Raw genomic sequence first — 14,395 nt, 5'->3', positions numbered from 1 at the left:
TGAACTTTTCTAACTTATTTTATTCTTCAACCAAGTATGCACGACTGAAGTCAACTGCACCACTGTAGTCCATATGAACGTTTTTCAAGTTAGGTTTAATTAATGTCTTAGTAGTGTAGTAGTACAACGGAATTGCTACAGAGTCATCTTCAATAAGAATTTTTTCAGCTTTTGCGATCATTTCTTGACGAGCTTTTTCATCGCCAGTTTTCTTAGCATCAGCAATAAGTTGGTCGTATTCTTTATTGGAGTAACCAGCATCGTTGTTACCATCACCAGTTGTCCACATACTCATAAATGCCATCGGGTCATTGTAGTCAGAAACCCAACCAGCACGAGACACTTGATAGTCAAGATTACGTCTTGTAGAGATGTATACTTGGAACTCTTGGTTTACTAATTTAATATCTACGCCTAAAGCTTTTTTCCACATGTCGCCAATTGCTAAAGCAATTTTCTTGTGGTTTTCACTTGTGTTATAAAGCAAAGTGATTTCAGGAAGCTTAGTGTAATTTGCTTCTTTCATTCCTTCTTCCAACAACTTCTTAGCCTCTTCTACATTGTAAGAAAGATAGTTGTCAGGAACTGATTTACGATATTCTTGACCATCTGCACCAACGATACCATAAGGAACGAAACCAAACGCTGCTGTTTCTCCACCCAATGTTACTTTGTCGATCAAAGTTTGACGGTCAATTGCCATTGAAAATGCTTTACGAATTTTTGCATTGTCAAATGGTTTAGCTGTTACGTTAAATTGGTAGTAATAAATACTAGCAATACTTCTGTTGTTAAATTCATCTTTAAGCTCTTGTCTTACACTTGGTAATTGGTCAGAAGGAATTTCACCAACTGGTTGACCTGTGTAATCTGTTTCACCGTTTTTGTAGGCTTGCAATTGTGTTGCAGCACTATCAACTACGTTAATTTGAACCTTAGTTAATTTAACATCGTCTTTGCTATGATAGTTATCATTTTTAGCTAATTCATAAGATTGACCAATTTCCCAACCAGTCAATTTGAATGGTCCATTAGTAATCATTTTGTCTTTATTAGTAGCCCATTTAGCATCATCTTTAACAGATTGATGAACTGGGAAGTACGTATAGAATGAAGTTAAACCAAGGAAATAAGGAGTTGGGTTAATGATGTTAACTTCTAAAGTGTAATCATCAAGTGCTTTTACGCCAACGGTACCGAAATCTTTTGTTTTACCATCATTGTATTCTTTTGCACCTTGAATATAGTCATACAACATATTTGCATATGGAGGAGCAGGACTAGTTGCAGGATTTAGTACACGTTCCCAAGCAAATACATAGTCTTTAGCTGTTACAGGATCACCATTACTCCATTTAGCATCTTTGCGAAGTGTAAATGTATACTTAGTACCGTCAATTTCCCATTTTTCTGCATTTGCGGGTTTGACTTGACCGTCTTCATCCATTGCTACTAAGCCTTCATACATCATGTTAAGCATAGTATGTGCTACGTTGTCTTGTGCTTGACCTGGATCAAATGTTGGTACTTCAGATGTAAATGAAAATCTCAAAGTTTGATCTGCAGCAAGTGTTTCCTCAGCTTGTGTGCCGGAGTTGTTTGTCTTTTCTCCACCGTTTGATGCACCCTTGCTATTGTCCTTGCTACCGCAAGCAGACAACAATGTTCCTACAGCCAGAACAAATGTTAACAAAAGTAACATGCTTTTACTTTTTTTCATCTAGCAGTATCCCCCTTAATATTTTTTTGTGGTATATGTTTTTAGATTATACAACCACCGGTCAAAAAATCCAACATAAAATTTTATAAAAATTGCATATTAAAAAATTTAATTCGTTTTTTCTTAACAAAAAAGCCTTAAATATACGATTGACAATCAACATTTCCAGCTAATAAAGCCCCCAAAACACTGATTTTCTACATTTAATGCCATTTTTTTCTGCCCTTTTATACTTTTTCAATATTTATTTGTATTATTCATCATATTGATTATTCATTCACACCAAATGTTATATTTTAAGGTTATATTTAACTTGCTCTAAGCTGACGTAATATATGTAAGCATACTCATCAAAAATAATAAAATATAAGCTACACCTGTTCCAGCGAATGTAATTCGCCATACTGCTCTTAGTAGCAATCGCATATCGATTTTTCCCTTTTTACGATTTTGTGCGCCACCAATTAACCCACCGGTAATCAAAAGAATTAAAAGAATGAGATAAAATCCAAAGTTTGAGCCAAACTGCATATTAAATAAAGCTGAAACAGAAATGATCAAGAAAAAAGTCGTTACGTCCATTGCACGCATGATCGCAGCTTTCTTACTATAATCTAAATATGAGCAAAAATAATATACCCCAAGAAATGGAACAACTGGCAGAATAGATAAAATAATAAGTGGTACTAAGATGATTTCCTTCATACTTCGCCTCCTGTACAAATTAGAAGCTGTTTATGCCTTTAATCAAATGAGTGATTGTTGAATGCATAGGTGCTTCGATATTAGCAGCAAGTGCTAGCTTAACTAGATGTCCATTAATATAATCAATTTCGGTCTGATTGCCCTGCAAAACATCTTTTAACATAGAGGAAGTATTACTAGATGTTCCTTTACATACTTGTACAACTTGATCATACAGATCAAAATCAATGTGAATCCCACTAGCTTGACATATTAATTCTGCTTCCTGGCATAATTGCTGAACAAGTTTTATACGGTCTGCATTCGCTATTAATTCTCCGTTTGGAATACGCCATATCGCAGTTAGAGGATTGATAATACAATTTATAAGCAGCTTCTTATAAATCTCTATATCGATTTTGTTCGACAAAAACGAGCGAAATCCTGCTTTTTGGAATATATCTGTTAAATTTTCACCATTTTTCTTAATATCATCGCAGGATATCGTTTGCGTTGTTCCCTTTTTAGTAATTCCAATCATTGTATTCCCACTACCTGTATGGAAAACCTCATTACATTGAGAGCGCTTTGCACCTTCTGTTGTAACTGCAGAAAAAACAGCTTGTCCAATGTTACTATCAATTAAAAAATCCGCTAATCCGATTCCATTTTGAAGACATAGTATATTTGTATTTCTATGGGCCATATTTTCTATCTGTTTAATAAAATCAGCAGTAACCTGCCATTGTTTTACAGTAATAATAAGCCAATCTACTGCGCGAGTTGCAGCTGTAGAAGGCTTAAGCTTACAGTTAGCCATAGAAAAAGCTTGGAAGTGGGCGGGAGTGATATGTGTCTTCATATCATGATTATGTAAATGTAACGTAATCCCTTCACTGTTCAGGCATATTGCTTGTTCCTCTGTTCTTGTACTAAACATGACCTCATGACCTGCAAGGCATAATTTAGAGCCGTATAATAAACCAAGTGCGCCCGCACCTATTATATGAAAAACCACATTATTGCCTCCTCGATGCTAAAAATCGTGCTCATGCTAGTGTAGCACGATTTAAAAGGTAAGTCTTTCCTATATGTCATTTCCTCCCCTGCTTTCTCTTCTAAAAAAATAAAAAAAATCCTGCTTTTTAAAGGCTCAATCTTGAAATTAGTGCTTGACATCTAACCCAAACTAGCGAAGAGACAGAGAGATTCTGAAGGTTGTCTCTTAAAATCAAATTCCATCCATAAATATACTTCAATAAAAGGAATATGATTTTAACAACAATCGTAAGAACTCTCTGGATCGTAGCTACTAGCCTCCAGTCGTTGTCAAGTACTAATTTCTAAATAGTGCCTTCTTAAAAGCAGGATTTTTTAACCAAACCTATTCAATTCGCTCTAAATTACCATTGGCATCCATTTTAAATTTAGATTTTGATTCCTCATCTTCCTCATTTAAAAAAGCAAGCCGTCTTGCACGATCCATAATTTGAATTAATGCCTTATAATCATCGTTCACAACACGATAATCACTTTGCACTTCATTCACCTGAGCATACAGTCGTTGATTTTCTTGTTTTAAAGCATTTAATTGCTCTACCTTTTCACGCAAATCTTTCTCTAATTGCTTTACATGTCGACTACTATCCTGAAGCGTATTTTTCCAGTTTTTCAGAAAGCGAATAACTGCATCAATAGAAATCGTTTCTTCATTTACAGTTTCATGCTTATACGTGCTATCATCCAATTCTATAGAAGCAAGTGAAGCCACAGCAGAATTGTTTGAATATGCACCTTGCTTTTTTAAATAGTTTCTTTTTTGCCTTTGTGCTTTGGCAATACTAATTGCAGCGTCATATTGCTTGCGGACACAACTGTTCCACCTAAAACCACATGCTGCTGCGGTTCTTCCTATTTTTTCTCCTACCTCTTCAAAAGCAGTTAACTGTGTACTACCTTCTCTTATATGGCGTAAGGTTACCTCAGCTAAAATTAAATCATCCTCTGTACTCCATGCATCTTGTCTCACTGCCGTCATGCTTTAAAAACCTCCCAACAACATCATATAACCGCCTTAAATTTTTTCTGAATAAACGGTCTTTCTTTATTCCTATGCCTCTTGTAGAGTTCATAGAATCTATTGATACTAATTTGTATTTCCAAAATAGGTTGTCTTAATACATTTAATTTGCAATAAAGAGACAAGTTGATATTTTTTAATCTGTTATCATATATATAAGATTATGGTTAAATATTTAAAGGGAAGATGAAATGTGCTTTAAGGAGAGGATTACGTTGTACCTACGAGTATTTAAGCTATGCTGCGTTATTATGTTTTTAGGAGTTTCATGTACATCAGTTCTCGCAGCGCCCCTCTCGATTTCAGAAGAGGAACAAAAGATTTTAGAGAAAAGCCTTTCTGTCGTAGAAATTAATCGGGAGATTTCACGTATAGAGGGAAGAGAAAAGGAGCTACATGCTTCTATAGAGACTTTATCCACCCAATTAGCCCAAAAGGAAGAGCAAATTACATATCATCGTCAGCATGCTTCCGAGGTGATCAGAGCCTACTATATGGGAGAACGTGAATCATTACTTGAGATTTTATTATCAGCCAAAAGCATTGGTGAATTTTTAAATCTACTTGAATATTATGAATTAATTGCAGAACAAAATAATGACAAGCTAAGTAATTATCAAACTGAATATGCAAATCTAACTAAAACACAAAAAAAATTAGATACTCTTTCAGCAGAACTATCTGACATCAAGGGAAAGTTAATTGCACAACGCAATCGAATTTTAGCCTTACAGCAAAGTGTGGATCAGGATTTAAGTGCTTCTTCTAATCCCGATCGACTCAAAGCTATGATTGAAGAAATGACGGTGTATTGGAATAATGTAGGCTTATATGAAGTAAAGCGTTATTTTGGTGCGTTAGCTTCCGCAATGGGCGATTTCCCTGAGTTTTTAGATCAACATAAGGATAACCTTGTTTCAGGAAAAGACGGCTATATGCTAACCATTAAAGAGGAAGAGCTTAACGATTTTATTCATGCGAAAAAAGAGCTACTACGAAATATGAATTTTAAGTTTGATGACTCTAAAATCACTGCACAAGGTAGTCGTGAAGGGCTAAATCTGCGGATTGAAGGGCATTACACGATTCAAAACGAACCTCAACATGCGATTGTGTTTCACGTTGACCTTATTTCATTTAATGGCCTCACCTTACCTGATACGACTAATAAAGAATTAGAGCAAGAGTTTGATCTTGGTTTTTATCCAAAACAAATCATTCCCTTTATAGAAGCTACAGAAGTAGCCATTACAAAGGGAACAATGACAATTAAGCTAAATATCAAAATTTAATTATTTTCAACATACGTTTTGTATATTCTCTAACATTCATTTTATTTTTCATAAAATCTCGAGTCAGTTCTCCATATTGAAGCATCTGATTAGGTAGTTCCGCATAAACAGGAAGCAGATTTGCTTTCATACTTCCTATGCTAGATGGAACCCAAGAAGGCAACTGTTTACTATATTGTGATTTATTTACTGGAAGGTGGGAAGACGCTTGGAACCAGCGAGATTGGTCTTGTAAAGACGTCATCGCTGCAATCCATTCTCCTGCCTTTTTAGCATTAACAGATTGCGTTGGCACAACATAACTTCGTCCATGTAGCCACAGGGACCTCGGCTTATCTGATTGCTGCGGATAAAAAATTGAAATCACTTTATCGTTTCGTCCATTTGCCTCCGATGCTCGTGTTAAATAAAGTAATAGCTTTTCGTCATAACATAACTTCCATAACTTATCCGAGCTTTGTTCCTCACTATCTAGTACTATAGATCGCATAGACTCAAGCTGCTGAAATGTTGCCTTTACTGCCTCCGTTAACTCAAAAAGCTTGTTTCCATCAGTTCGCTCAGCAGTGAGCTGCCACAGCAAGGTTAAAGCAGCATAGGGATCAGTATAATCATAGCTTAACAAATAAGGAATTTGTTTTTGGTTGTGAAAATTATATAATAATTCATCCCACTCCTGCTGTGTTGTTGGTGGTAATGTCATGCCTAATTTTTTTAACGCATTTGCATTGTATACAAGGACATAGGGGTCCACATCTAGTGGAACCCCCCACATGTATCCATTCCATTCATTTTGAGCCAAAGCACTTGTAAGTAACTCCCCATTTAATGAACCAGAATAATAACGGTCCGTAGGTAGCAAAAAGCCTTGTGATGCAAAATGTCTTACCCATTCATTGTTGATTAACAGAACATCAGGTGCTTCACTAAGCTCAAGCTGTGATTGAAGTTTCGTGTACGTTGGGTCGACTTCGCTATTTATTAATTCAACTTCAAAGTCATGATTTTGCATAAATAGTTGATTCATTTGCTGTAGTGCAACAAACTCACTATGCTTCATTTGCACCACGACCTTAATTTTCCCCTCATCTTTGGCTTGTTCACGTGAAGGAAGAATCATTTGGTCATCAAGATCTTCTTCTTGAGCTATATTTTTCATAGAATTACTTGGTGATAAATTAATTAGAGCTAATAGAAGGACTGCAAACAACACACCATAGTTACTTCGCTTCACACCGTTCTTCCTCTCCACACTTAAGTTCAGGATAAACGTTTCTTTCTATCTATCATATCAAATGTTGAGAGCTTTTGTTAGTTGCAAAGTTACAGCAGGTCTGCGGCGAGTTGTGCTAGTTTAGACCGTTCTCCTCTTTCTAACGTAATATGTCCACTGATACCTTGCTCCTTAAACCGCTCAACCAAATAGGTCAAACCATTGCTGGTCGAATCTAAATACGGATGATCGATTTGTTCAGGGTCCCCCATAATAATAAGCTTGCTACCTTCACCTACTCTAGATACAATCGTTTTTACTTCATGCTTAGATAGGTTTTGCGCCTCATCCACGATAATAAATTGCCCTGGAATAGATCGACCACGTATATAGGTGAGTGCCTCAACATGAATACTTCCAAGTCCCATTAAAATTTTATCGATGTCCCCTGACTTTTTAGTATCAAATAAATATTCTAGGTTATCATAGATTGGTTGCATCCACGGACGAAGCTTTTCCTCTTTTTCTCCAGGTAAATATCCAATGTCTTTTCCCATTGGTACGACAGGACGAGCAATCAATAGCTTTTTATACTTATGCTCATCTTCTACTTTCAAAAGTCCTGCCGCTAGCGCTAATAATGTTTTCCCTGTTCCTGCCTTCCCTGTAATCGTAATAAGTGGGATGTCGTCATTAAGCAAAAGTTCCAGGGCCATTCGTTGTTGCGTATTTCTTGCAGTTATTCCCCACACTGGCTCATTACTTAAATATAAGGGCTCCAGCTTTTTCCCTTCCTCATTAACCTTAAGTAAAGCTGATTTTCCCGTTCCCATCTCATCCTTCAAAATAATAAATTCATGAGCGTAAGGCTGAAAATCTAGATTCAAATCAGTCACATTCAAGGATCGGTAAGAGTAAAATTGATCGATGATAGCCGGATGCACTTTAACGGTTGTATACCCTGTATATAACTCATCAAAACCAAACGAACGATTTTCCTGATAATCCTGCGTTGGAATACCTAACACATCTGCCTTAATTCTAACTAATACATCTTTACTAACTAAGACCACGGTTCGGGGTGTTGGTTTTTCCTGCTCCTCTAAATAATAATTTGAAGCAACTGCAATAATACGATTATCGTTAGATATTTCCCCAAACATTTCCTGCACTTTAGTAAAGCTTTTATGATTTAATTCCACCTTTAAAATACCACCATTATCAAGTGGAACACCATTGTGTAAATGATCACGCTCACGAAGCTGATCAAGTAGTCGGGAGACACCTCTAGCATTGCGTCCTATTTCATCAGGGTTTCGCTTTTTAGAGTCAATTTCCTCCAAAACAACCGCAGGAATAATAACCTCATGCTCTTTAAAGGCGAAAATGGATCTTGGATCATGCAGCAATACGTTCGTGTCCAATACAAATATCTTTTTCAAGGATATCCCCCCATACATAATTTTTCACCACTCGGGAAATCTAAGGCATATCAGTCATTGCCTAATTAAAGTAGATTTCCATTAATGAAATACCGACTAAATAAAGAAAGGCAGGAAATATTATGCGTCTCGGATTATGTGTGTTGATTGTAGCTTCTTTACTTGCTGGCTGTAATCAGGTCACTAAGCAGGCATCACCCTCTCAACGAAATGAGAACCAAAATGCACCAAGAGTGCAAAATGTGCAGGAGCAACAAAATGTTACAAATGATAACCAAACAAAAAATGATCAAATGAGCAAGCAGCGTCACCTAGAGGAGCTCGCAAAACGAACACCAGGTGTTAATAACGCACATTGTATTATTATGGGGAATACTGCCCTTGTCGGAATTGATGTTGACGCTAAGCTAGAAAGAGCACGTGTTGGTACGATTAAATACACCGTTGCTGAAGCCATTCGTAAAGACCCCGATGGTACAAGGACGATCGTAACCGCCGATGTTGATTTAGCACAGCGCATTGCTGAAATTGGTACAAAAATAAGAGAAGGTCATCCAATCTCAGGTTTTACGACTGAACTCGCAGATATTATTGGTCGTATCGTTCCTCAATTGCCAGAGGATACAAAACATGAAGAAACAAACCATAACGAAAGAAATAATAATCAAAGAAATCAAACAGAAAACCAACAAAATTCAAATACAAGATCGCAACGATAAGCAACAATCAACAAAACAAAACAAATTCATATAAATTTAGAACAAAAAAGCCCAGCGAAATTCGCTAGGCTTTTTTTATGAAAACAAAATCATGTTTATGAAGCTGTTTTGCTAACTTTCCCTCAAGCATGTTTAATAAATAATAAGCTCTGGACTGAAAAGAGTTATACAATGCATGAGATAATTGCGAGACGCATCCTGTCATTTACAGCCCTCCTAACAAGCTCTTATTTAATTATATTATATCATGAGGTAAAACTTGCTTTCAATTATGTCATTTCTGATTAGCCTTATTAGACTTTGTGTTTTCTGGAGGTTTCACTCCAGCCAACTCATCCTTTAAAGCTTGCTTTGCCGCCCCAAGCTGCTTTTTATTAATATAAACATAAGGACTTCGCCATTCACCAGTAACAGGCACAAAATGAATATCTTCTTTGGAAATATCCCAATAAGCTGAGATCATATTTTTCATCTGCTGATTTTCAAAATCGGTACTTAAGTTTTTACCCACCGCTTTGATCACATCTGCAGCACCTAAAACACCATTTAATGATTTAGCTTGATCAACAAGCGCATTGAGCACTTCATTTTGCCTACGATTTCTTGAAAAGTCATCAGAACCTGCTGTTTTTGGCTTACAATTCGACTTACGATAACGAACATAATCTAGCGCCTCTTTACCATCTAGATGCTGTGCGCCCTTCTTCAGGTTAATGTTTGTGCCATCTGCATTATCACGATAACACATATTCGCATCCACATTTACATCTACACCCTTAAGTGCATCAACGATATCCTTAAAGGCTTGAAAGTTAAGCACAACAGTATAATCAATGGGCACATCTAAATATTTGCTCATCATTGTTTTCATTTCCTGCTTTGCAGGGTTCCCACCTTTTTTCTCCTTAGATAAAAAGGTCGGATAATAGGCATTCAGCTTGTTAGAACGATATCCATCAAGCTGAACCTTCGTATCCCTTGGCAATGAAACAATCGTAGCCGAGTTGGTCTTTGGATTCATGGAAATGACCATAACGACATCACTTAGATGTGTTTTTGTCTCAGTACGATAATCTGTACCTAACAGCAAAAACGTTATAGGCTTAACTGTAGCTGCATTTTCAGGCGCAACTACACCATCACTTCCAGCCTCATCCAAAGCTTTATCCAACGTCGCATACAAATAACCGATATAGCAGCCACCTGCAATGATGACCGTAAAAAGAAGAGCGATAAACACCTGCATAAAACGTTTAAAGCCACTTGTTTTTTTTCTTTTCTTATTTGAACCCTTTGAGCCTTGCTTCTGGACTTGTCTTGGCGGCAAGCCTGATCGTTGATTACTCATGAATTCAAAACACCTTTTTTCCTTCTATTTTGGTAATCGAAAATAAGATTACTTTACTTTTACGCATAGATTGGACAAAAAGTTACATTATTCTACGGTTCATTTATTACAAATAAAAGAAATATTACAAACCAGCTTCAGCATTTTTACGGTTTTTCTCTGCACGTTCACGTTCACTCTTATTCAAAATCTTTTTACGCAAGCGGATTGATTTTGGTGTAATTTCACAATATTCATCATCATTCAAATATTCAAGTGCTTGCTCCATGGAAAGGATACGTGGTGTTTTCATCTTCACTGTATCTTCTTTCGTTGCAGAACGCACGTTAGTTACTTGTTTTTCTTTACAAATGTTAACGACAATATCGTTGTCACGATTATGTTCACCAACAATCATACCTTCATAAATGTCTTGCCCTGGCTCAAGGAATAAAATTCCACGATCTTCGATACCCAAAATACCGTACAAAGTAGATACGCCATTTTCACTAGAAACAAGTACCCCTTCATGACGTCCACCAACTTGGCCACCAACAAATGGACCATAGCTATCAAAAGCATGGTTCATTACGCCGTATCCACGTGTTAATGTCAAGAAATGAGTTGTGTAACCAATTAAACCTCTAGCAGGAATTAAAAACTCAAGACGGACTTGTCCTGTACCTGTGTTCACCATATTAACCATCTCGGCCTTACGTGAACCAAGGCTTTCCATAACTGCGCCCATGCTTTCCTCAGGAATATCAATAAGAAGACGTTCGATTGGCTCACTTCTTACGCCATCTACTTCTTTAACGATAACCTGTGGCTTAGAAACTTGAAGCTCATAGCCTTCACGACGCATGTTTTCAATCAGAATACCTAAATGAAGCTCACCACGACCAGAAACGATAAATGCATCAGGGCTGTCTGTTTCGTCCACACGCAAAGAAACGTCCGTTTCAAGCTCTTTAAACAAACGCTCACGCAATTTACGTGATGTTACCCATTTACCTTCACGACCAGCAAAAGGACTGTTGTTCACAAGGAAAGTCATTTGAAGTGTAGGCTCATCAATTTTAAGTACAGGAAGGGCCTCAGGATTTGCTGGATCAGCGATAGTTTCACCGATGTTAATATCTTTAATCCCTGCAATCGCAACGATATCGCCAGCGCCTGCTTCTTCAATCTCTACTCGACGCAAGCCTTGGAAACCAAACAATTTTTCAATACGTGCAGTTTTCTTGCCGCCATCACGCGTCATCACTGCAACAGATTGTCCTTGCTTAATAATGCCGCGGTTTACACGACCAATCGCAATACGACCAAGATATTCATTATAATCCATAAGGGTAACGAGGAATTGAAGTGGCTCGTCTACTTTTTCAGTAGGAGATGGGATATGCTCAACAATTGTTTCATACAGGGCAAGCATGTTGTCATCTTGTTTTTCAGCATCAAGACTTGATGTACCGTTAAGAGCAGAAGCATATACAACTGGGAACTCAAGCTGCTCATCATTGGCTTCTAGTTCGATAAATAAATCTAGAACCTCATCTATTACTTCAGCAGGACGTGCTGCTGGGCGGTCAATCTTGTTCACAACAACGATAGGGGTTAATTGCTGTTCCAACGCTTTACGAAGTACAAACTTCGTCTGAGGCATACAACCTTCATAAGCATCAACAACAAGCAGAACACCATCAACCATTTTCATGATCCGTTCAACTTCGCCACCAAAGTCAGCATGCCCTGGAGTATCCACGATATTAATTAAATAATCTTTATACGTAATTGCAGTGTTTTTGGCAAGGATTGTAATACCTCTTTCTCTTTCGATATCGTTAGAATCCATCGCCCGTTCTTGTACCGCTTCGTGTTCACGAAACGTACCTGATTGCTGTAACAACTTGTCTACTAGTGTAGTTTTGCCGTGGTCAACGTGTGCAATAATTGCTATATTGCGAATTTGATTTCTTTCATGCATGGTGTTTTCTCCATATCCTTTCATTGCTGTGTCTTTTCTTTGTAAACCTGCCATCCAAAAGAAGCGTCGACGAATTCATGCCGACGCTTGACATATCCCTTATATTATACGCAAAATTTATAATAATTCAATAACCTACCAACTATCACCATGAACGTCTTCTCTTTCCTCGTCCAAAAATCATCACAATCCCAGCAACAACAAGACATGCTGCAATTAAGTACATAACCGATAATGAGAAAATTGACCAAAAGAGCGTCACAAGCGATAAAAGTCCTAACAATATTGCACCACTAAATATGAGCGAATTTCTTCTTGAGGACGCGCCATCAAACTCAAATAAACCAACAGCAACACCAAGAATAAATAACGGCCAAGTGTAACTAAGCGTATCCCATCCCCAAAAATTAGCGATAAAAAAGATAATACTATATACAGTCAAAATTCCACCTGGTATTAAAAACTCTGCAGGTGCCTTGCCCCAGAAATACAATAAATGGAGGACAATACCTGGGATGAGTATAACTAATGGCCACAATGCTCTTCCGAGAAAGCTAAAAACGCCAAGTTTACCAAGAAAAATAATGACCCCAGCAGCCAATATTAATATACCTGTAGTCAGCTTATTGTTGTCAGACATTTCACCACACACCTTCCAGATAACATTTGACAGTATAGGACAAGTCTTTTCTGGTTACGACAAATCCTTCCTATCTCCAGTTTATCTGAATTTCGTTAAAAATACTACTTTTACTCAATCCATGCTCATTCAATTCTTATTGAGTGCCTTACTAAATACTACTTCCATGCCTATTCATTGCTCATAGCCTCTTGTCTTACCAAGCTAGCCAACAAGGTGATCCAAGGATGTGAATCATTTAAACAAGGGATCACAGCATAAGTATGGACTGAACCTCCCGCATTTATGAACACCTCACGACCTTCTATACCTAGCTCATGAATGGTTTCAAGACAATCTGCGGCAAAACCAGGTGCAAAAATGACGGGGGCCTTAATTTCTTTTGCGGGCAAATTGTTAATAATATCAAAGGTAGCTGGAGTTACCCATCGTTCGGGTCCAAATTTAGATTGAAAACTCATTACCCAATCCTGTTGACCCAACCCTAATTCGCTAGCTAGCAGCTTAGCAGTCACCTCGCATTGCTCATAATAAGGATCACCGGTCTCTACATATCGCTGTGGTACACCATGAAATGTAAAAATATATTGATCAGGCACATAGCTTAATCCTGAAACATGTGTACGTAAATGGTCTGCTAAAGCATGAATATACAAAGGATGGTCATAGTAGGCACCTATAAACCGAAGCGTCGGGATAAATCTAGGTAATGTTTTAACTCTGCTCCCTCGTCCTCCCCTCGCTTCAAAATAAACCGTATCATAGATGGAAGCGGTTGTTGATGAGGAATATTGAGGAAATAACGGCAACACAGTAATGTCTTGTATTCCTTCTTCTCTAAATTGGGATAAAGCTTGTTTAATGCTTGGCTCACTATAAGCTAGTCCTAACTCCACCCTATAATGATCTCCGAGCATTTTCTGCAAAGATTGCTGTTGGTTAACCATATGTACACGAAGTGGAGAACCCGCCTCCGTCCAAATTTCCTTGTAAAGCGCCGCGGAGCGCTTTGGACGAAAGGTTAAAATCATACTATAAAGCAATGGTTTCCAAAACCAAGGATGGTAATCAACCACTCGTTGATCAGATAAAAAATGACGTAAATACCGCCGTACAGCAGTAATTGTAGGTGCATCTGGCGTTCCAATTTGTGTCAACAATACACCAATGCGTTTAACCCTCATGTTCTCCCCCCTAACACAATAATACCCTTCAGGGTATCCCAAAGGGTATTTGTAACACACTATCATTATCACACGGTAAATGATTTATATCAACGCTTGAAACTCAC

Annotated in this window: 12 protein-coding genes; 2 read left to right on the top strand and 10 right to left on the bottom strand. The window is 37.6% G+C overall.

Features of this window, described 5'->3' with window-relative positions:
* Positions 1–19: 19 nt before the first annotated feature.
* From J2Z32_RS04810 to J2Z32_RS04795, 4 genes are all read right to left on the bottom strand, one after another.
* On the bottom strand, positions 20–1,720 hold the full coding sequence (locus tag J2Z32_RS04810; protein WP_210088039.1) for a peptide ABC transporter substrate-binding protein: 1,701 nt from the start codon (positions 1,718–1,720) through the stop codon (positions 20–22).
* A 318-nt stretch (positions 1,721–2,038) separates the two neighbouring features.
* The gene (locus J2Z32_RS04805) at positions 2,039–2,425 is read right to left on the bottom strand and encodes a DUF3397 domain-containing protein (protein WP_210088038.1); all 387 of its coding nucleotides are present in this window, start codon (positions 2,423–2,425) and stop codon (positions 2,039–2,041) included.
* Between the two features lie 19 nt (positions 2,426–2,444).
* Entirely contained in the window at positions 2,445–3,422 is a 978-nt protein-coding gene (locus J2Z32_RS04800) for a ketopantoate reductase family protein (protein ID WP_210088037.1), read from the bottom strand.
* A 366-nt stretch (positions 3,423–3,788) separates the two neighbouring features.
* Positions 3,789–4,442 carry an RsfA family transcriptional regulator gene (locus J2Z32_RS04795; protein ID WP_210088036.1) on the bottom strand — a complete coding sequence of 218 codons (654 nt, stop codon included), beginning with the start codon at positions 4,440–4,442 and terminating at the stop codon, positions 3,789–3,791.
* Between the two features lie 257 nt (positions 4,443–4,699).
* Between J2Z32_RS04795 and J2Z32_RS04790 the strand changes: the two genes are divergently transcribed.
* On the top strand, positions 4,700–5,776 hold the full coding sequence (locus J2Z32_RS04790) for a coiled-coil domain-containing protein (protein WP_210088035.1): 1,077 nt from the start codon (positions 4,700–4,702) through the stop codon (positions 5,774–5,776).
* Here the strand turns inward: J2Z32_RS04790 and J2Z32_RS04785 are convergent.
* Both J2Z32_RS04785 and J2Z32_RS04780 read right to left on the bottom strand, forming a co-directional pair.
* Positions 5,766–7,010 carry an ABC transporter substrate-binding protein gene (locus tag J2Z32_RS04785; protein WP_210088034.1) on the bottom strand — a complete coding sequence of 415 codons (1,245 nt, stop codon included), beginning with the start codon at positions 7,008–7,010 and terminating at the stop codon, positions 5,766–5,768. The two genes, J2Z32_RS04790 and J2Z32_RS04785, sit on opposite strands and share 11 nt — an antisense overlap.
* Before the next feature lie 89 nt (positions 7,011–7,099).
* Positions 7,100–8,431, bottom strand: coding sequence for a PhoH family protein (locus J2Z32_RS04780; RefSeq protein WP_210088033.1), 1,332 nt, complete (start codon positions 8,429–8,431; stop codon positions 7,100–7,102).
* 122 nt (positions 8,432–8,553) lie between these two features.
* Here J2Z32_RS04780 and J2Z32_RS04775 point away from each other — a divergent pair, with 122 nt between their 5' ends.
* The gene (locus tag J2Z32_RS04775) at positions 8,554–9,150 is read left to right on the top strand and encodes a YhcN/YlaJ family sporulation lipoprotein (RefSeq protein ID WP_210088032.1); all 597 of its coding nucleotides are present in this window, start codon (positions 8,554–8,556) and stop codon (positions 9,148–9,150) included.
* 274 nt (positions 9,151–9,424) lie between these two features.
* On the opposite strand, the gene J2Z32_RS04770 is transcribed toward J2Z32_RS04775, so the two are convergent.
* The 4 genes from J2Z32_RS04770 to hemH form a co-directional block, all read right to left on the bottom strand.
* On the bottom strand, positions 9,425–10,498 hold the full coding sequence (locus J2Z32_RS04770; RefSeq protein WP_210088031.1) for an LCP family protein: 1,074 nt from the start codon (positions 10,496–10,498) through the stop codon (positions 9,425–9,427).
* A 124-nt stretch (positions 10,499–10,622) separates the two neighbouring features.
* Positions 10,623–12,464: a translational GTPase TypA gene (typA, locus tag J2Z32_RS04765; protein ID WP_210088182.1), complete on the bottom strand. Its 1,842-nt coding sequence runs from the start codon at positions 12,462–12,464 to the stop codon at positions 10,623–10,625.
* A 145-nt stretch (positions 12,465–12,609) separates the two neighbouring features.
* The gene (locus J2Z32_RS04760) at positions 12,610–13,104 is read right to left on the bottom strand and encodes a hypothetical protein (RefSeq protein ID WP_210088030.1); all 495 of its coding nucleotides are present in this window, start codon (positions 13,102–13,104) and stop codon (positions 12,610–12,612) included.
* A 170-nt stretch (positions 13,105–13,274) separates the two neighbouring features.
* Complete coding sequence (gene hemH, locus J2Z32_RS04755) at positions 13,275–14,288, bottom strand: ferrochelatase (RefSeq protein ID WP_210088029.1); 1,014 nt, start codon at positions 14,286–14,288, stop codon at positions 13,275–13,277.
* Between the last annotated feature and the right edge of the window lie 107 nt (positions 14,289–14,395).

Origin of the sequence: Paenibacillus turicensis, from assembly GCF_017873435.1 — a bacterium.
Classification (GTDB): domain Bacteria; phylum Bacillota; class Bacilli; order Paenibacillales; family Paenibacillaceae; genus Fontibacillus; species Fontibacillus turicensis.
The sequence above is the reverse complement of the archived record's forward strand: the minus strand, read 5'-3'. Positions and strand labels throughout refer to the sequence as shown.